The organism is Klebsiella sp. 141153, from assembly GCF_032601995.1.
GTDB classification, from domain to species: domain Bacteria; phylum Pseudomonadota; class Gammaproteobacteria; order Enterobacterales; family Enterobacteriaceae; genus Klebsiella; species Klebsiella aerogenes.
Map to the genome: position 1 here is coordinate 1 of NZ_JAQIRJ010000014.1, position 19,026 is coordinate 19,026.

Here is a 19,026-nt window from a genome sequence, read left to right on the forward strand (position 1 = left end):
TGTCTGATAAATTGTTAAAGAGCAGTTGCAACGCGGCTTTCAGCTCACCGTTGCGAGGTCCCGTATATTACGTTTTCCTCATTCAGAGTCAAGCGCTTATTTCGCTTTTCTCTGTCGGCTTTCAGCGTCGTATTTTACTGCTGAAACCCTGCTGACCCGGCGGCTTGTTTGCCGTTGTTCCGTGTCAGTGGAGGCGCATTATAGGGAGTAATTCTGAAGTGACAAGCATAAATTCAAAAAAACAATCCAAGCGCTCACTTTTCAACCAAATCATCGTTTGGACTTTAATTCTTGCCTGGTTTTTAAACAAAAACGAGCCCAGAGGGCCCGTTTTTGTCGTTTTGTGACTTACTGCACTGCCACGATACGGTCGTCTTTCACCACCAGCTCGACGGTTTTACCCGGAACCAGCTCGCCAGACAGGATTTGCTGGGCTAACGGGTTCTCTATCTGTTGCTGGATGGCACGTTTCAATGGACGCGCACCGTATACCGGGTCGTAGCCATTTTCGCTCAGCAGCTTCAGCGCCTCATCGGACATATGCACTTCATAGCCGCGCTCTTCCAGACGTTTATACAAACGCTGCAGTTGGATCTGCGCAATAGAAGCAATGTGTTTTTCACCCAACGGATGGAAGACCACCACTTCATCAATACGGTTGATAAACTCCGGACGGAAGCGCTGACTAACCACGCCAAGCACCAGATCCTTCATATGACCGTAGTCCAGCTCGCCGAAACGTTCCTGAATCAGATCGGAACCGAGGTTAGAGGTCATGATGACAACCGTATTACGGAAGTCGACCGTTCTCCCCTGCCCGTCGGTCAGGCGACCATCGTCAAGCACCTGCAGCAGAATGTTAAATACATCCGGATGCGCTTTTTCCACTTCATCCAGCAGGATGACGGAATAAGGACGACGACGAACCGCTTCGGTCAGATACCCGCCCTCTTCGTAACCCACATATCCCGGAGGCGCACCGACCAGACGCGAGACGGAGTGTTTCTCCATAAATTCGGACATATCGATACGCACCATCGCGTCGTCGCTGTCGAACATGAAGTTAGCCAACGTTTTGCAAAGCTCGGTTTTACCCACCCCGGTCGGGCCGAGGAACAGGAACGAACCAATAGGCCGGTTCGGGTCAGACAATCCGGCGCGGCTACGGCGAATGGCGTTGGATACCGCTTCAACCGCTTCATCCTGGCCAATGACGCGGTGATGCAGATCCTGCTCCATACGCAGCAGTTTTTCGCGCTCGCTTTCCATCATGCGCGCCACCGGAATACCGGTCCAGCGCGCCAGCACTTCGGCGATCTCGGCATCTGTTACTTTGTTACGTAACAGGCGCATCGTTTTGCCTTCAGACTGAGTGGCTGCCGCCAGCTGTTTTTCCAGCTCCGGAATTTTACCGTATTGCAGTTCGGACATCCGCGCGAGGTCGCCAAGACGTCGTGCTTGTTCGATGGCAATTTTGGCTTGTTCCAGCTCGGCTTTAATAGTCTGCGTACCGGAGAGTGATGCTTTTTCCGCTTTCCACTCTTCTTCCAGCACCGAATACTGGCTTTCTTTGTCCGCCAGCTCTTCATTAAGCATATCGAGACGTTTCAGGCTCGCTTCATCGGCCTCTTTCTTCAGCGCCTGCTGTTCCAGCTTCAACTGGATGATACGGCGATCGAGACGGTCCAGCTCTTCCGGCTTCGAGTCGATCTGCATACGGATGCTGGATGCCGCTTCATCGATAAGGTCGATAGCTTTATCCGGCAACTGACGGTCGGCAATATAGCGATGCGACAGGGTCGCCGCCGCCACGATGGCCGGGTCAGTGATCTGCACGTGGTGGTGCAGTTCATAACGTTCTTTCAGACCGCGCAAAATCGCGATGGTATCTTCTACCGTCGGCTCAGCGACGAACACTTTCTGGAAACGACGTTCCAGCGCGGCGTCTTTTTCAATGTACTGGCGGTATTCATCAAGGGTGGTGGCGCCGACGCAGTGCAGTTCACCGCGCGCCAGGGCCGGTTTCAGCATGTTGCCGGCATCCATCGCGCCGTCGGCTTTACCCGCGCCGACCATGGTGTGCAGCTCATCGATAAACAGGATAACGTTGCCTTCCTGTTTCGCCAGATCGTTCAGCACGCCTTTCAGACGTTCTTCGAACTCGCCGCGATATTTCGCCCCGGCCACCAGCGCGCCCATATCCAGCGCCAATACCCGACGGCCTTTCAGCCCTTCAGGTACTTCGCCGTTGACGATACGCTGCGCCAGTCCTTCGACGATTGCCGTTTTACCCACCCCGGGCTCACCAATCAGTACCGGGTTGTTTTTAGTACGGCGCTGAAGTACCTGGATGGTACGACGGATCTCTTCATCACGGCCGATCACCGGGTCCAGTTTGCCTTGTTCGGCCCGTTCGGTCAGATCGACGGTAAATTTTTTCAATGCCTGACGTTGGTCTTCGGCACCCTGATCGTTCACGCTTTCACCTCCGCGCATTTGTTCAATCGCCTGAGTCACATTGGCGGTTGTTGCTCCGGCAGATTTCAGCAGGTCGGTCAGCGTACCGCGTGATTCAAGCGCCGCCAGAACGAACAGTTCTGACGAAATAAAGTTATCCTTTCTCTTTTGCGCCAGCTTGTCGCAAAGATTGAGAATACGCACCAGATCCTGAGACGGCTGCACGTCGCCGCCGGTACCTTCTACCTGCGGTAAACGGCTCAACGCCTGTTCGATTTGGCTGCGTAACGCCACGGCGTTAACACCCGCCGAGGTTAATAAAGGATGTACCGATCCCCCTTCCTGATTCAGCAAGGCGCTCATTAGATGAAGTGGTTCGATGAATTGGTTGTCGTGCCCGAGTGCTAGCGACTGGGCATCGGCAAGAGCAAGCTGGAATTTATTAGTAAGACGATCCAGACGCATAACTCCTCCCATAAACAGGTCAAATTTGCTACTGGAGATTAAATGAGGTCATCCCTCAATTATTCAAGGTTAAAGACCTGAACTATGTGAAAAATAAGTTTGCCTTCTGGATCGTCTTGATTCTCTAGGTTATATCAGCCAAATGAAACTTGCCATACGACCTGTGGTCTTGTCGCGACGATAAGAGAAAAAATCATCCTTTTCACTTAGAGTGCAACGATCGCCGCCGAAAATCTGCTCCACGCCGACGTTTGCCAGGCGCTGACGAGCCAATTGATAGATATTAGCAAAATATTTTTCACCGGCAGGACGGAAGGCGCTCTCCGCCTGGGCATCTTTGGCGATGAAAGCCTCGCGCACTTCCGCACCGACTTCAAACGCCTCAGGGCCTATTGCCGGACCAAGCCAGGCCAGGATATTTTCCGGTTTATCATTAAAGCAGGCGACCGTTTCTTCCAGTACGCCTTCACATAAGCCGCGCCATCCGGCGTGCGCTGCCGCCACCTCGGTTCCGTCGCGGTTACAGAACAGCACCGGCAGGCAGTCCGCGGTCATCACCGCACAAACGGTACCCGGCGTATTACAGTATGACGCATCGGCGCGTTTTGACACGTACGGCCCGCCATCCAACTTTAGTACCGTGGTGCCATGCACCTGCTCCAGCCACACCGGATAAGAGGGTAATCCGCCAGCGGCAAACATCCGCCGGCGGTTTTCTTCGACATGCGGGAGATCGTCGCCGCAATGGGCGCCAAGGTTCAACGAGTCATACGGAGGCAGGCTCACGCCGCCCACACGAGTAGAACTACAGGCCGCCACGCCTTTCGGCATTGGCCACTGCGGAACAATCAGCTTTGTCATAACCAGTCAATATCGTCCTTATGGGCTTCAAAATCGGCGCGCATGGCGTCGATCAGTTCCACCATATCCTGCGGGATCGGCGCATGCCATTCCATCTCAATACCGGTAATTGGGTGATACAGACGCAGCATCGTCGCGTGCAATGCCTGGCGATCGAATTTGCGTAGCGCGCTGATGAACTCGTCCGATGCCCCTTTCGGCGGACGCGGGCGGCCGCCGTAAACCTGATCGCCCACCAGCGGATGGGTGATATGCGCCATATGCACGCGAATCTGGTGGGTACGGCCGGTTTCCAGACGCAGGCGCAAACGGGTGTGGATTCGGAAATGTTCCATAATGCGGTAATGGGTCACCGCCGGTTTCCCCATCGGGTGAACCGCCATATGCGTGCGCTTGGTTGGGTGACGGCTGATCGGTTCTTCAACCGTACCGCCAGCGGTCATGTGGCCGATGGCCACCGCTTCATACTCGCGGGTAATTTCGCGCAGCTGCAGCGACTCGACCAGACGCGTTTGCGCCGGAATAGTCTTCGCCACGACCATCAGGCCGGTGGTGTCTTTATCCAGACGGTGGACAATTCCCGCGCGCGGTACATCGGCAATGGGCGGATAGTAATGCAGCAGCGCATTCAGCACAGTACCGTCAGGGTTGCCCGCACCGGGGTGCACAACCAAATCACGTGGTTTGTTGATGACCAGGATGTCGTCATCTTCATAGACGATATTGAGCGGAATATCCTGCGGTTCAAAACGCACGTCTTCCTCGATCTCAACATCGATAGAGACGGCCTCGCCGCCAAAAACTTTTTCTTTCGGCTTGTCGATGACGTTGCCGTTTACCAGCACGCGCTGGTCAAGGATCCATTCTTTTATCCGCGAACGTGAATAATCCGGGAACAATTCGGCCAAAGCCTGATCTAAGCGTTGACCGAGTTGATTTTCGGACACCGTTGCGGTGAGTTGTACTCGTTGTGCCATATACAGCTTCTTCGTTTAACGTTGGGTTTTACGGCTTTGCCGTTTAATATAGTGTGCTATTGTAGCTGGTCTTAATCGGGAGCAGGAACAGAGATTCTCCCGCATAAACATTTTGAGGAAGTCAAAACGTCATGACGCGCATGAAATACCTGGTGGCAGCAGCCACACTGAGCCTGGCTTTGGTGGGTTGCTCTGGCTCAAAGGAGGAGGTGCCTGATAATCCGCCGAATGAAATTTACGCGACCGCCCAGCAAAAGTTGCAGGACGGTAACTGGAAACAGGCAATAACGCAACTGGAAGCGTTGGATAATCGCTATCCATTTGGTCCTTACTCCCAACAGGTACAGCTGGACCTGATTTATGCGTATTACAAAAATGCCGATTTGCCGCTGGCTCAGGCCGCAATCGATCGTTTCGCTCGTCTGAATCCTACGCATCCAAACATTGACTACGTCATCTATATGCGCGGCCTGACTAACATGGCCCTCGATGACAGCGCTCTGCAGGGCTTCTTCGGCGTCGATCGTTCCGACCGCGACCCGCAGCACGCTCGCGACGCATTCAATGATTTCTCGAAGCTGGTTCGCGGTTATCCGAACAGCCAGTACGCCACTGACGCCTACAAGCGTCTGGTGTTCCTGAAAGATCGTCTGGCGAAGTATGAGCTATCGGTGGTGGATTATTACACCGACCGCGGCGCCTGGGTTGCCGTTGTGAACCGCGTTGACGGTATGCTGCGTAACTACCCGGATACACAGGCCACTCGCGATGCGCTGCCGAAGATGGAAAACGCCTATCGTCAGATGCAAATGAACGCGCAGGCTGACAAAGTCGCCAAAATCATCGCCGCCAACGGCAAAAACACCTGAGGGTGATAGCAGAAAGCAAAACGGCAGCCACGCTGCTGCCGTTTTTTTATTCAATGAACACCAGCGCTGAAGCGGTTTAGCGCCGAGTTAACTCATCAAATATGGCCCCCTTTCTTCATTTCGACAAGTAAAATCTCATCCGTTCCTGTCCTGTCTCACAAAATGAATTCGTTGACAAAAAGTGACATTTAAATGTGATTTAGATCACACATTTTGACATTGGGCGAGGTATGCTGGGTTCACCAAGACGGGAAAGACAAGAGGTAAAATTTATGACAATGAACATTACCAGTAAACAAATGGAAATTACTCCGGCAATCCGCCAGCATGTCGCAGACCGTCTCGCCAAACTGGATAAGTGGCAAACTCATTTAATCAACCCGCACATCATTCTCTCTAAGGAGCCGCAGGGTTTTATTGCTGACGCAACCATCAATACGCCGAACGGTCATCTGGTTGCCAGCGCGCGTCATGAAGACATGTACGCCGCCATTAACGAATTGATCAACAAGCTGGAACGGCAGCTGAATAAAGTGCAACACAAAGGGGAAGCCCGCCGCGCCGCCACATCGGTGAAAGAGGCAGGCTTTGTGGAAGAAGAAGAGTAATCCTTAACTTAAGTTGTGTCATGCCACGCGCCTTCGGGCGCGTTTTTCGTTTTTTATTGACAGGATGAAAACAGTACAGGTACTGTAATCCACACTAACCTAAGGAATTCATCGTGAAACGACTCCCGTTCTTCTTCGCATTCTTTTTTACCTTCCCCTGACTGGGAGGCGGTTCGTCGTATAAGAAAGAATGCGAAGACGAATAACAAGGCCTCCCACGCGGGAGGCCTTTTTTATTGATAACAAGAAAGGCAACACAATTATGACCGAGGAAAACCCATTACTGGCCCTGCGCGACAAAATAAGCGCCCTGGATGAAAAACTGCTCGCGCTGCTGGCCGAACGCCGCGGCCTGGCGGTGGAAGTCGGGAAAGCGAAGCTGGAATCGCACCGTCCGGTACGCGATATCGACCGCGAACGCGACCTGCTGGAGCGTTTAATGACGCTTGGCAAAAAGCATCATCTGGACGCCCACTACATTACCCGCCTGTTCCAGCTGATTATTGAAGACTCCGTTCTTACCCAACAGGCGCTACTGCAGCAGCATCTTAATAAGATTAACCCCCACTCCGCACGTATCGCCTTCCTGGGGCCTAAAGGTTCGTACTCACATCTTGCCGCGCGCCAGTACGCCGCGCGTCATTTTGAGCAATTTATCGAAAGCGGCTGCGCGAAATTCGCCGATATCTTTGAGCAGGTCGAAACCGGTCAGGCCGATTACGCCGTCGTGCCGATCGAAAACACCAGCTCCGGCGGGATCAACGATGTGTACGATCTGCTGCAGCACACCAGTCTGTCGATCGTTGGCGAACTGACGCTGCCAATCGATCACTGTGTGCTCGTTTCGTCCTCAACGGACGCCGATAAGATCGAGACCGTCTATAGTCATCCGCAGCCGTTCCAGCAGTGCAGCCAGTATTTAAGCCGCTATCCGCACTGGAAAATCGAGTACACCGAGAGCACCTCGGCGGCGATGGAAAAAGTCGCGCAGGCAAAATCTCCCACCGTTGCCGCGCTGGGTAGCGAAGCCGGCGGCGCGCTGTACGGGCTGCAGGTGCTGGAGCACTGCCAGGCTAACCAGACGCAAAACATCACTCGTTTCCTGGTGCTGGCGCGTAAAGCGGTGAACGTATCCGATCAGGTGCCGGCGAAAACGACGTTGTTAATCGCCACCGGCCAACAGGCGGGCGCGCTGGTTGAAGCGCTTCTGGTGCTGCGTAACCACAACCTGATCATGAGCAAGCTGGAATCGCGCCCAATCCACGGTAACCCGTGGGAAGAGATGTTTTATCTGGATATTCAGGCCAACCTGGAATCCCTTCCTCTACGTAAAGCCTTAAAAGAGCTGGCCGAAATTACCCGTTCGATGAAAGTACTGGGCTGTTACCCGAGCGAAAACGTCGTGCCGGTCGACCCGGCTTAACGTTCAATAAATTGCCGTTTCTTCATCCCTGCCACCGCAAGCGGCAGGGTGAAGATGGCGCCGGAAAGCGGATATTGCGCCACTTCGTCGGCGTCCATATTTTCCCGGGTGGTAGTGATATAGAGCGTTTTCATGTCCGCGCCGCCGAAACACACCATCGTGGGGCAACGCACCGGCACGCGATACTCTTCCAGTTGTTCTCCGTTCGGCGAAAAGCGGGCAATCCGCCAGCCGTCAAACATCGCGCTCCAGTAACAGCCTTCTTCATCAACCGCCGCACCGTCAGGGATCCCCTCTCCCGGATGGAAACGACGAAACACTTCCCGTATGCCCGGCTCGCCCTGCTCATCCAGCGGCGTGCGGTAAATCACCGCGTTCGGCGTATCGGAGGTATACATCCAGCGCTTATCGTCGCTAAACGCCAGACCATTAGCACCATGAATATCGCACTGCACCACCTTTGGCGTCAGGTCGTTATCAATACGCACCAGCAGCGCGCCATTGTAATCCCCCGGCCCCCAGAAGGTCCCTGCGTAAAAACGGCCATCCCGATCGGTACCGCCGTCGTTAAAACGCGCGAGATCCGGGTTACTTGGGTTATCACAGATTTTGCGTTGCAGCAGACCACGGGCATCACAAAGCCAGATACCGCTACGTAAGGCGACGATAAAACCTCCCTTCTCGCGCAGAGCAAAGCAGCCCACTTCTTCGGGAAATTGCAGGACCTGGTGTTCTTTATTGCGTGTATCGTAGCGGTGAATTTCGCACTCCAGAATATCCGCCCAGTACAGTGCCTGCTCGGCATCGCTCCAGGTTGGGCATTCCGGCAGGTGCCCGACGTAATCAAACAGCGGTTGCGGTTGAGCCATCTTTTCATCCCTATAAAAAAAGCCAGCGGGTTACCCCTCTGGCTTTATTGTATACACGTTTAGCGGACTTACTGTCGATTATCATTCGCCTGACGCAACAGCGTGCGGCTTTCGCTCTGGAAGCGCTGGGCGTAATCGCCAAACCAGTGTTCGACTTTACGGAAGCTGTCGATAAACGCCTGTTTATCGCCCTGCTCCAGCAGGCCAATCGCTTCGCCGAAACGCTGGTAGTAGCGCTTAATCAACGCCAGATTATTTTCTGACGACATAATGATGTCGGCATACAACTGCGGATCCTGGGCAAACAGACGCCCCACCATCGCCAGCTCCAGCCGATAAATCGGCGAAGAGAGCGCCAATAGTTGCTCAAGACGAACGTTCTCTTCGGCCAGATGCAGGCCATAGGCGAAAGTGGCAAAGTGACGCAACGCCTGAATAAACGCCATGTTCTGATCGTGCTCAACGGCGCTGATGCGGTGCAGTCGCGCCCCCCAGACCTGAATCTGTTCAAGGAACCACTGGTACGCTTCCGGCTGACGCCCATCGCAGTAAACCACTACCTGTTTCGCCAGGCTGCCGCTGTCCGGGCCAAACATCGGGTGCAATCCCAATACCGGGCCGTTATGCGCCGCCAGCATCGCCTGCAGTGGCTCGGCTTTGATGGAAGCCAGATCGACCAGAATGCAGTCCGCCGGCAGCGGCGGCAGACGCGAAATCGTCTCTGCTGTGGTATGGATCGGAACGCTGACGATAACCATCCCGGCATCGGCGACAATCTCTGTCGCCCGCGGCCAATCTTCTTTTTCCAGTACCCGCACCTGATAGCCAGACAGCGTCAGCATCTTCTCAAACAGACGTCCCATCTGCCCGCCGCCGCCAACAATGACCACCGGGCGCAGATTCGGATGCAGCGTTTTGAAGCCTTTGTCGTTTTCACTTGAATACGATTCGCGCATCACCCGACGCAGAACATCCTCGATAAGATCCGGCGGCACGCCTAGAGCCGCCGCCTCTTCGCGGCGGGAAGCCAGCATCGCGGCTTCCCGTTCCGGTACGTAAATCGGCAGGCCATATTTACTCTTAACCTCGCCAACCTCCGCCACCAGCTCCAGGCGCTTTGCCAGCAAATCAAGCAGCGCCTTATCAACTTCATCAATTTGATCGCGCAATGCGGTCAGTTCAGCAACCATACAATCCTCTTAACCCAGACGTGCCGCCAGATGTCCGCGCAGATCGCTATCGAGCTCGCGCAGCAGTGCATCGGTAGTTTCCCAGCTGATGCAGGCATCGGTGACGGATACGCCATACTTCATATCGCAACGGGGCTGCTCAGAAGACTGATTGCCTTCGTGGATATTGCTCTCAATCATCAGGCCAATGATGGAACGGTTGCCATCTTTGATCTGCGCGACGACGGATTCCGCAACCGCCGGCTGACGACGGAAGTCTTTATTGGAATTACCATGACTGCAATCTATCATCAGCGACGGTTTCAGTCCCGCCTGCGCCATCTCTTTTTCGCACTTCTCAACATCTTCCGGGCCGTAGTTAGGCGCTTTGCCGCCGCGCAGAATGACGTGACCATCCGGATTCCCCTGGGTCTGCAGTAGGCAAACCTGGCCGGCCTGGTTGATGCCGACAAAACGGTGCGGCATGGCGGCGGCGCGCATGGCGTTGATCGCCGTCGCCAGGCTGCCATCGGTACCGTTTTTAAAACCAACCGGCATCGACAGACCGGATGCCATTTCACGGTGGGTCTGCGATTCGGTGGTACGCGCGCCGATAGCGGACCAGCTGAACAGATCGCCAAGGTACTGCGGGCTATTAGGATCGAGCGCTTCTGTCGCCAGCGGCAGGCCCATATTGACCAAATCAACCAGCAGGCGACGCGCGATCTTGAGACCGCCTTCAACATCAAACGAGCCATCCATGTGCGGATCGTTAATCAGCCCTTTCCAGCCAACGGTAGTACGGGGCTTTTCAAAATAGACGCGCATCACCAGGTAGAGGCTATCGCTGACCTCTGCGGCAAGGGCTTTAAATCGACGAGCATATTCGATAGCAGCTTCCGGATCGTGAATTGAGCAAGGACCGCAGACTACCAGCAGACGCGGATCGCGGCCGGCAATAATGTTGGAAATAGTCTGGCGGGAATGCGCGATCTGTCCTTCCTGCTCCACGGTTAACGGGAATTCGGCTTTCAGCTGATCCGGGGTAATCAGAACTTGTTCATCGGTAATATGTACGTTATTCAGCGCGTCTTTTTGCATGATGGCGATCCTGTATAGCTCGTTTGCGATAGTTGTTGCCTCAGCGGGCATGACGTAACCATACCATATAAAGTAAAGATATCAATCCATATTACGTAAACTTTAATTTACACTAGCAAAATAATTGGCATCGGATTGCCCGCAAACTGTTCATATAAATGTACACATGACGAAAGACTCTTTTTGCCGCCGCGCTTTACTCATTCCTTTACTAAAATTCCTGGTAAGGATTATCTCAAAGCGGCCGGGGCAGCTAATGACGCTTTTTGCCAATAATGCTATTCTCCGCTCAGGCAACTGCGAACTGCGTTTCCCGTGCAATAACGATTTGACGGACCCGTTAATGAAAGAGTTTTACCGTCTATTTTTGCTTTTCTTTTTGCTCATCGCGGGAGTTCCCGCTTTTGCCGCTGAGACATCTGAGAACGTTCGCGCCATAGTTTCGGGGATTGTGACTTATACGCGCTGGCCAAATTTATCCGGCCCGCCGAAGTTATGCGTTTTTTCCACCTCCCGATATATCCGCAGTTTGGCTCAGGAAGCGCCGGAAAATTTACCTTATCAACCGGTGATAGTTCGAAATTCACAGGAAGCCCTAAAGGCCAGCTGCGACGGTTTGTATTTCGGCAGTGAAACCCCGGATCAGCAGTCTGCATTAACAAAAAAATATGGCTCCCGTCCCCTATTACTCATAGCGGAACAAAATACCGATTGCTCTTTTGGCAGCGCTTTTTGCTTGCTCATAAATGACGATAGGGTGAGGTTTTCCGTTAATCTGGATGTCCTGACGCATAGCGGTGTACGGGTCAATCCGGACGTACTGATGCTTGCCCGGAAGAAATCACATGAATAAGGATTTTTCTCAGGCCCCGCGCCCCACTTTCAAAAACGCGTTACGCCGAATCAGCATGATAAGCGTAGTGATTTCGATGACGCTGGTCTGGCTTTTGCTCAGCGCCGCCTCTGTCATCACGTTAAAACAGTACGCGCAAAAAAATCTTGAGCTCACCGCGGCAACCATGGGCCGCAGCCTCGAAGCGGCACTGGTTTTTGGCGATGCCACCGCCGCAGAAGATACGCTGGCGACGCTTGGAAGACAGGGGCAATTTTCCGAAGCCACGCTTCTGGACAGCCGTCAGCGTCATTTCGCCGACTGGAGTAATGACGCCTTAGTTAAAAACGAAAAATTCAGTGGTTATATTAGTAAATGGCTGTTTCCTGAACCGACTGTCCAGCCAATCTGGCATCAGGGAAAAATAATCGGTGAGCTTCGTCTGAAGGCGCTCGATCGGTTAATCAGTCATTTTCTCGGTGTTTCGCTGATCGTATTGACCGGTAGTATTCTGCTGGCGTCCGTTATCGCCCTGATGCTCACCCATTCTCTGCACCGCGGTATTGTCACCGCGCTGCAAAGTATTACCGAAGTGGTACATGATATCCGCGAAAACCGCCATTTCTCGCGCCGTGTACCGGAAGAACGTATTGAGGAATTCCATCTCTTCGCCCAGGACTTCAATAGCCTGCTCGGAGAAATGGAGGATTGGCAGCGTCAGCTGCAGGCAAAAAATGCGCAACTGCTGCGCAGCTCGTTACATGACCCACTAACGGGATTGGCGAATCGCGCGGCGTTTCGCAACGTCATCGGTAAACTGATGGACGATGACGCGGCACGCCATAGCTCGGCGCTGCTGTTTCTTGACGGCGATAATTTCAAACTCATTAACGATAACTGGGGACACGCCGCCGGCGATAAAGTCCTTATTGAGGTCGCCAGCCGCCTGATGGCATTCGTTGGCGACCAACACCAGGCATGGCGTCTGGGCGGCGATGAATTCGCCATTTTATTGCACGATGTGCATACAGAAACCGAAGTCCAGGCGCTTTGCGCAACGCTGTCCGAACAGTTTCTCCAGCCATTCAACCTTCACAATGGCCACACGGCAACGCTCTCTCTGAGTATTGGCTATGCTTTGACCTGGGAGCACACCTCGGTGGAGGAGCTGCAGGAACTGGCCGATCAGAATATGTATCGGATGAAAAACCAGCGTTTTCATCACACACAAAAATAAGAAGGAATTACTATGCTCAGGCAATTTATTGCACCCACTCTTCTGGCTGCATTTCTCCTCACCGGGTGCCAGGCGCCAGGTAAGTTCTCTAAAGAACAGGTCGCAGCAATGAAGTCTTACGGCTTTACCGAAGCCGCTGGTGATTGGTCTTTAGGTTTGTCTGACAGCATTCTGTTTGACAAAAACGACTATCGCCTGCGTCCCGAAAGCCAGCAGCAAATCCACAGTATGGCCGCACGGTTAGCTGAGACCGGTATTACCCATAGCCGTCTTGAAGGTCATACCGATAACTACGGCGAAGACAGCTACAACGAAGCGCTGTCATTAAAGCGCGCCAACAGCGTGGCGGATGCCTGGGCTGAAGGCGCGAAAATCCCGCGCAGTAATCTAACCACCCGCGGATTAGGTAAAAAGTACCCCATCGCCAGCAACGATACCGCTGCAGGCCGTGCTGAAAACCGCCGCGTTACCGTGGTGATCAGCACGCCTTAAGCAGGTTAGTCTACCGATTTAGCCAGCCTCATCGCTGAAGCCGCGCGCCAGCGCAGGTAATCAACCACGAGGCACGCCGCGAGGCTGACGCCCATCAGCGGCACCGCCAGCCCGAGCAGGAGCGCGATTAGCAGCGCAAGCGCCCGGGCGGCGACACTTAACCCCAACCACGCTTGCACCAACGTCTGTGCTGGATTAAACGCACTCTGCGTCGGACGGCGGATCCACCACAGGCGATAGCCGACGATGATCATGACGCACAGAGCCACCCCGAACGCCACCAACAGCAACTGGTTAGCCAACCCGAACAGTAAACCCATATGAAAATCGACGCCCCATCGGGTCAGCTTAGCCATCAGCGGGAAATCGCTAAAGCGGGTACGATCCACGACTTGTAACGTCTCGCCATCAATGGCCACCGCATCGACCCGTGTCGGCCAGCTACGGTCAATTTCATTCACCGTCCACGCCATCCCCGCGCTTTTGGGCGGCCGGATCTCCAGCTTGCTGGCCGTCAGCCCTGCGGCCTGCGCCACCTGCAATACGCTATCGAACCGATCCGCAGTCACTTTCACCTGTGGCTCATCCATTGCCATATGCGCCATGTGGTGCCCGGCATGCGGATCGGGCGGCATCGCCTCCCCGCCATGAAGTTGCGTATTGACCTGCGGCGTTAGCCAGCCAAACGCGGCGCGCATCTTATCGACGTTACCGCCCGCCCACTGCGACCAGGTTAAGCCAGTGGCGGAAAACAGCAACATGCCAACCAGCAACATCCAGCCCAGCGTCACGTGCAGACGGCGGGTATTTTGCAGCCGATTGTTTATACGCCGCTTCGGACGGGTCATCGCCCATAGCGCAATACCGCCCAACGCCGCAACCCACATCCAGGAGGCCGCCAGTTCGCTGTACAGCCTGCCACTGTCACCCAACAGCAAGGATTTATGCGCGTAATCAATCCACTGGCGCAGCGGTAAAATACCGCTGGTACCGTAAACCGTCAGATCGCCTTTGACCCGTAGCGTCACCGGGTCAACAAAAATAGCCCGGTTTTCTGATTCCCCCAGCCGCGGGTCGGCAAACATCACCCGCGTCGTTTCGCCGGCGGTAATACCCGGGCGCACGGCCTGCAGGCGGAGGTTGTTTTGCGTAGCCTCTTTGGCGACGGCAATTTGCGCGCTAAGCGGCTGTCTTTCGCCGTTGAGCGAACCCTGTAAGGCGTCATGGTACAGCCAGTTTTCCAGTTGCGGCGTGGCGACATACAGCGTGCCGGTCAAGGCCGCGACAAAGATAAATGGTCCAATAAACAGACCAATATAGAAATGGAGGCGCCGCAGCAGGTTTAACCATGCCGCGCGCGAGGTGCAGGTTGTCATACTCTTCCTTTTTTAAAGCAAAAGAGGTCGTTGCGCAGTACGCAGATTCATTTTTATTAAAGGGAAAAAGCAGACAGCCGCGGCGGCGCACGGGTTTCAGGGTAGAGCCAGGGGAAGTAGTGCCAGTGTTTTAATACCGGGCGAGAAGCCGGCAGGCGAATGCGCCGCAGGATCATGGCGAAGAACAGCGCCAGCGCGAACAGCAGCCCCGGTACGTGCGCTAATAGCACGCAATAGCCGCAGGCTTCGGCGTGATCAACCGGCATGCTATGCGCCGGCTGTGACGCGCTGTCAGCGCCGTGCATCATGGTCATCTCATGCCCGGACATCCCATCATGAGACTCGCCCATCGGCATAACATGATGCATGCCCGGCATTGCGCTCATGGGATCTTTCTGCAGCGAAACGGAGATCAGCGGCGCCACCACGATCAGCAGGATCGCAAACAGCGCCAGCCAGGCGGCCCGCCGTTGAAATGCTGGTTGTGAGAAAATAGTGCCGTTCACCGCCCCTCCGAAATCCGGGCGATATTGTAATTGATTTACATCAAAATAGTTAAAATTTAGATAAAAAAAGGGCCAGCCATCCGGCCAGCCCTTTCTATCAGGATGTCGCGAAAGCGAATCTTAGTTAAGACGCTCTTTGATACGAGCAGACTTACCGGTACGCTCACGCAGGTAGTACAGTTTAGCTTTACGTACAGCACCACGACGTTTAACAGCAATGCTGTCAACTACCGGAGAGTGAGTCTGGAAGACACGCTCAACGCCTTCGCCGTTGGAAATTTTACGAACAGTGAATGCAGAGTGCAGACCGCGGTTACGAATAGCGATAACCACGCCCTCGAATGCCTGCAGACGTTTTTTGGAACCTTCAACAACCCATACTTTCACTTCCACGGTATCACCCGGACGGAAGGAAGGTACGTCCTGCTTCATCTGTTCTTGTTCAAGTTGCTTAATAATGTTGCTCATAATTTAATCTCTTATCCTGGGTAAACTGATATTGGGGGCTCACGCCTGCCCATCATGTTTATGCTGCTGTTGCGCGTGTTCGCTTTTGAACTGCGCCAGCAACTTTGCTTGCTCTTCAGTCAGAGCCAGGTTTTCCAGAAGTTCAGGTCTTCTAAGCCAGGTGCGGCCCAGCGACTGCTTCAGACGCCAGCGACGTATCTCAGCATGGTTTCCCGACAGCAATACTGGCGGTACTTCCATCTCTTCTAACACTTCAGGACGGGTATAGTGCGGGCAATCCAGCAACCCATCAGCAAAGGAATCTTCCGTTGCTGATGCTTCATGTCCCAGAACTCCCGGAATGAACCGGGAAACGGAGTCAATCAGCGTCATTGCCGGTAACTCACCACCGCTGAGAACGTAATCGCCGATTGACCATTCTTCGTCAATTTCGGTTTGGATTACGCGCTCGTCTATCCCTTCGTAGCGACCACACACCAGAATCAGTTTCTGATTCGTTGCCAGTTCGCTGACGCCCGCTTGATCAAGCTTGCGCCCCTGAGGTGACAGATAAATCACCTTTGCGCCTTCACCTGCCGCGGCTTTTGCTGCATGAATGGCATCCCGTAAAGGTTGAACCATCATTAGCATCCCCGGTCCGCCGCCGTAAGGACGATCGTCCACAGTACGGTGCCGGTCATGAGCGAAGTCGCGAGGACTCCAGCTTTCGATGCTCAGCAGGCCATTTTTTACTGCCCGGCCAGTTACCCCGTAATCGGTAATTGCGCGGAACATTTCAGGAAACAGGCTAATTATGCCAATCCACATAGCGCCGTCTTTTACCGTTTATCCGGAGAATTTAAAAACCAGGATCCCAATCTACTTCGATAGTACGAGTAGCGAGATCGACTTTCTTGATAACCTGCCCATCGAGGAACGGAACCAACCGCTCCTTGATGCCAAATGCATCTTTCAGGTTTGCCTTGATGACGAGAACGTCATTCGACCCGGTTTCCATCATATCAATGACTTTACCCAGGCTATAGCCTTCGGTGGTAACTACCTGGCAGCCCATCAGGTCTTTCCAGTAATAGTCGCCCTCTTCCAGCGCCGGCAGCTGCGATGAATCCACAATAATTTCGCAATTAGTCAGGAGATTCGCCGCATCACGATCGTCAATGCCTTTCAGCTTGATGATGATGTCCTGATTGTGGTGGCGCCAGCTTTCCAGCTCAACAACCTGCCACTGACCCGCCTTCTGGATTAACCAGGGCTGATAGTCAAAAATGCTTTCAGCGTCTTCGGTGGAGGAAAACACTCTGAGCCAACCACGGATACCGTAGGAAGAACCCATTTTCCCCAATACAATCGGATCAACAGGTGCTTGTGCGGTGTGTTGCTTGCTCATCATGACCACCGTGACAGATTAAGCTGCTTTGTTAGCGGCTTTGATCAGCGCGGCAACGCGATCGGAAACAGTAGCGCCCTGGCCAACCCAGTGAGCGATACGATCCAGATCCAGGCGGGTGCCTTCTTCTTTCTCGGTAGCGATCGGGTTGAAGAAGCCAACGCGCTCGATGAAGCGACCGTTGCGTGCATTACGGCTGTCGGTGACAACAACCTGGTAGAACGGACGCTTTTTAGCGCCGTGACGTGCTAAACGAATAGTTACCATAACATCCTCTTGTGTGAATAAAACAACCGGGCCCCATCGAGGAACGGAGCCCGGTGTCATATTAAAAGCCCGAAAATTTTACTGATTTCTGTGCAAAAATCAATTCAAAACTACATACGCTAAATAATTCGAGTTGCAGGAAGGCGGCAAGTGAGTAAATCCCCGGGAGCGTACACAAGTACGTGACCGGGGTGAACGAACGCAGCCAACGCATCTGCGGCTTGAATTATGACGCGTATTAGCGGCCAGGGAATCCTGGCGGCATCATCCCTTTCATCCCGCGCATCATCTTCATCATGCCGCCTTTCGACTTCATCTTCTTCATCATGCGCTGCATGTCGTCGAACTGCTTCAGCAGTCGGTTCACGTCCTGCACCTGCATTCCGCAACCGGCGGCGATACGGCGTTTACGCGAACCTTTAATGATTTCCGGCTTGGCGCGCTCTTTCATCGTCATCGAGTTGATGATCGCTTCCATACGCACCAGCACTTTGTCGTCCATCTGCGCTTTCACGTTATCGGGAATTTGCCCCATGCCCGGCAGTTTGCCCATCAGGCTGGCCATGCCGCCCATGTTTTTCATCTGGCGCAGTTGCTCAAGGAAGTCGGTCAGGTCGAAACCGTCGCCTTTCTTCAGCTTGGATGCCAGCTTCTCGGCCTGCGCGCGGTCAACTTTGCTCTCGATATCTTCGATAAGCGACAGCACGTCGCCCATGCCGAGAATACGAGAAGCGATACGGTCCGGGTGGAACGGCTCCAGCGCTTCGGTTTTCTCGCCGACGCCGAGGAATTTAATCGGCTTGCCGGTGATATGACGAATCGACAGCGCCGCACCGCCGCGGGCGTCGCCGTCTACTTTGGTCAGCACCACGCCGGTCAAAGGCAGCGCTTCGTTAAAAGCCTTCGCGGTATTCGCCGCATCCTGACCGGTCATCGCATCGACGACGAACAGCGTCTCAACCGGATTAATCGCGGCGTGGACCTGTTTGATTTCGTCCATCATCGCTTCATCGACGTGCAGACGACCGGCGGTATCCACCAGCAGCACGTCGTAGAATTTAAGCTTCGCTTCTTTCAGCGCCGCGTTGACGATATCAACCGGCTTCTGGCCCACGTCGGACGGGAAGAAATCCACGCCGACCTGCTCTGCCAGCGTTTCCAGCTGTTTAATCGCCGCCGGGCGGTATACGTCCGCGGAAACGACCAGCACTTTTTTCTTGTGCTTCTCGCGCAGGAATTTACCCAGCTTACCGACGCTGGTCGTTTTACCCGCACCCTGCAAGCCCGCCATCAGGACGACGGCCGGCGGCTGCGCGGCTAAATCCAGCGTCTGGTTTTCTTCGCCCATCGCCGCAACCAGCTCGTTGCGGACAATCTTGACGAACTCCTGACCTGGCGTCAGGCTTTTATTGACTTCATGGCCTACCGCGCTCTCTTTGACGCGGCTGATGAAATCACGCACCACCGGAAGCGCGACGTCGGCCTCCAGCAGCGCCATGCGCACTTCGCGCAGGGTGTCTTTAATGTTGTCTTCGGTAAGGCGTCCGCGGCCGCTAATGTTGCGCAGCGTACGCGACAAACGATCGGTTAAATTATCAAACATTGTCTCTCGCCTGAGGTGGAAACGGTCGGTCGCCGCAGCGACACAAAAATACGAATTTG

20 protein-coding genes and 1 other annotated feature are annotated in these 19,026 nt (G+C 54.1%); of the genes, 7 read left to right on the forward strand and 13 right to left on the reverse strand.

What is annotated here, in order from left to right; translation table 11 throughout:
• Window positions 1–348: 348 nt before the first annotated feature.
• From clpB to rluD, 3 genes are all read right to left on the reverse strand, one after another.
• Window positions 349–2,922: an ATP-dependent chaperone ClpB gene (gene clpB / locus PGS10_RS22070; RefSeq protein WP_015703191.1), complete on the reverse strand. Its 2,574-nt coding sequence runs from the start codon at window positions 2,920–2,922 to the stop codon at window positions 349–351.
• Window positions 2,923–3,051: 129 nt separating this feature from the next.
• The gene (yfiH, locus tag PGS10_RS22075) at window positions 3,052–3,783 is read right to left on the reverse strand and encodes a purine nucleoside phosphorylase YfiH (protein ID WP_047044442.1); all 732 of its coding nucleotides are present in this window, start codon (window positions 3,781–3,783) and stop codon (window positions 3,052–3,054) included.
• Entirely contained in the window at window positions 3,780–4,760 is a 981-nt protein-coding gene (rluD, locus tag PGS10_RS22080; protein WP_015370269.1) for a 23S rRNA pseudouridine(1911/1915/1917) synthase RluD, read from the reverse strand. Before rluD ends, yfiH begins: the two co-directional genes overlap by 4 nt.
• Before the next feature lie 131 nt (window positions 4,761–4,891).
• On the opposite strand from rluD, the gene bamD reads away from it, so the two are divergent.
• From bamD to pheA, 4 genes are all read left to right on the forward strand, one after another.
• The gene (gene bamD, locus PGS10_RS22085; RefSeq protein ID WP_015370268.1) at window positions 4,892–5,629 is read left to right on the forward strand and encodes an outer membrane protein assembly factor BamD; all 738 of its coding nucleotides are present in this window, start codon (window positions 4,892–4,894) and stop codon (window positions 5,627–5,629) included.
• Between the two features lie 272 nt (window positions 5,630–5,901).
• The gene (gene raiA / locus PGS10_RS22090; protein ID WP_002914111.1) at window positions 5,902–6,237 is read left to right on the forward strand and encodes a ribosome-associated translation inhibitor RaiA; all 336 of its coding nucleotides are present in this window, start codon (window positions 5,902–5,904) and stop codon (window positions 6,235–6,237) included.
• 112 nt (window positions 6,238–6,349) lie between these two features.
• Window positions 6,350–6,474 (forward strand) — a sequence feature (Phe leader region).
• Entirely contained in the window at window positions 6,351–6,398 is a 48-nt protein-coding gene (pheL, locus tag PGS10_RS22095) for a pheA operon leader peptide PheL (RefSeq protein ID WP_100279143.1), read from the forward strand. (Overlaps the previous feature by 48 nt.)
• Before the next feature lie 25 nt (window positions 6,475–6,499).
• Window positions 6,500–7,660, forward strand: a complete 1,161-nt coding sequence (gene pheA, locus PGS10_RS22100) for a bifunctional chorismate mutase/prephenate dehydratase (protein WP_045395094.1) — start codon at window positions 6,500–6,502, stop codon at window positions 7,658–7,660.
• Here pheA and PGS10_RS22105 read toward each other — a convergent pair.
• From PGS10_RS22105 to aroF, 3 genes are all read right to left on the reverse strand, one after another.
• A complete protein-coding gene (locus PGS10_RS22105) occupies window positions 7,657–8,529 on the reverse strand; it encodes an SMP-30/gluconolactonase/LRE family protein (protein ID WP_047078489.1) in 873 nt (290 codons plus the stop codon). The genes pheA and PGS10_RS22105 overlap by 4 nt on opposite strands.
• Window positions 8,530–8,597: 68 nt before the next feature.
• Window positions 8,598–9,719, reverse strand: a complete 1,122-nt coding sequence (tyrA, locus tag PGS10_RS22110; RefSeq protein ID WP_015703194.1) for a bifunctional chorismate mutase/prephenate dehydrogenase — start codon at window positions 9,717–9,719, stop codon at window positions 8,598–8,600.
• A 9-nt stretch (window positions 9,720–9,728) separates the two neighbouring features.
• Window positions 9,729–10,799: a 3-deoxy-7-phosphoheptulonate synthase AroF gene (aroF, locus tag PGS10_RS22115; RefSeq protein ID WP_047078490.1), complete on the reverse strand. Its 1,071-nt coding sequence runs from the start codon at window positions 10,797–10,799 to the stop codon at window positions 9,729–9,731.
• Between the two features lie 343 nt (window positions 10,800–11,142).
• On the opposite strand from aroF, the gene PGS10_RS22120 reads away from it, so the two are divergent.
• Genes PGS10_RS22120 through PGS10_RS22130 form a run of 3 tightly spaced genes read left to right on the forward strand, consistent with a single transcriptional unit; the run spans window position 11,143 to window position 13,360 of the window.
• Window positions 11,143–11,652 (forward strand): YfiR family protein, encoded by a 510-nt coding sequence (locus PGS10_RS22120; RefSeq protein WP_026612240.1) that lies wholly within the window; start codon window positions 11,143–11,145, stop codon window positions 11,650–11,652.
• Window positions 11,645–12,868, forward strand: a complete 1,224-nt coding sequence (gene dgcN, locus PGS10_RS22125; RefSeq protein ID WP_047078491.1) for a diguanylate cyclase DgcN — start codon at window positions 11,645–11,647, stop codon at window positions 12,866–12,868. The genes PGS10_RS22120 and dgcN overlap by 8 nt, the downstream gene beginning before the upstream one ends.
• Window positions 12,869–12,880: 12 nt before the next feature.
• On the forward strand, window positions 12,881–13,360 hold the full coding sequence (locus PGS10_RS22130) for an OmpA family protein (RefSeq protein ID WP_045395099.1): 480 nt from the start codon (window positions 12,881–12,883) through the stop codon (window positions 13,358–13,360).
• 5 nt (window positions 13,361–13,365) lie between these two features.
• Here PGS10_RS22130 and PGS10_RS22135 read toward each other — a convergent pair whose 3' ends face one another.
• The 7 genes from PGS10_RS22135 to ffh form a co-directional block, all read right to left on the reverse strand.
• Window positions 13,366–14,736 carry a PepSY-associated TM helix domain-containing protein gene (locus PGS10_RS22135; RefSeq protein ID WP_047078492.1) on the reverse strand — a complete coding sequence of 457 codons (1,371 nt, stop codon included), beginning with the start codon at window positions 14,734–14,736 and terminating at the stop codon, window positions 13,366–13,368.
• Between the two features lie 56 nt (window positions 14,737–14,792).
• The gene (locus PGS10_RS22140; RefSeq protein WP_047078493.1) at window positions 14,793–15,242 is read right to left on the reverse strand and encodes a DUF2946 domain-containing protein; all 450 of its coding nucleotides are present in this window, start codon (window positions 15,240–15,242) and stop codon (window positions 14,793–14,795) included.
• A gap of 120 nt (window positions 15,243–15,362) precedes the next feature.
• Window positions 15,363–15,710, reverse strand: coding sequence for a 50S ribosomal protein L19 (gene rplS / locus PGS10_RS22145; RefSeq protein ID WP_002914145.1), 348 nt, complete (start codon window positions 15,708–15,710; stop codon window positions 15,363–15,365).
• 39 nt (window positions 15,711–15,749) lie between these two features.
• Window positions 15,750–16,517: a tRNA (guanosine(37)-N1)-methyltransferase TrmD gene (gene trmD / locus PGS10_RS22150; RefSeq protein WP_008806092.1), complete on the reverse strand. Its 768-nt coding sequence runs from the start codon at window positions 16,515–16,517 to the stop codon at window positions 15,750–15,752.
• 31 nt (window positions 16,518–16,548) lie between these two features.
• A complete protein-coding gene (gene rimM, locus PGS10_RS22155; RefSeq protein ID WP_015703198.1) occupies window positions 16,549–17,097 on the reverse strand; it encodes a ribosome maturation factor RimM in 549 nt (182 codons plus the stop codon).
• A gap of 18 nt (window positions 17,098–17,115) precedes the next feature.
• Window positions 17,116–17,364 carry a 30S ribosomal protein S16 gene (gene rpsP / locus PGS10_RS22160; protein ID WP_015370257.1) on the reverse strand — a complete coding sequence of 83 codons (249 nt, stop codon included), beginning with the start codon at window positions 17,362–17,364 and terminating at the stop codon, window positions 17,116–17,118.
• 238 nt (window positions 17,365–17,602) lie between these two features.
• A complete protein-coding gene (ffh, locus tag PGS10_RS22165; protein WP_020078159.1) occupies window positions 17,603–18,967 on the reverse strand; it encodes a signal recognition particle protein in 1,365 nt (454 codons plus the stop codon).
• Window positions 18,968–19,026: the final 59 nt, after the last annotated feature.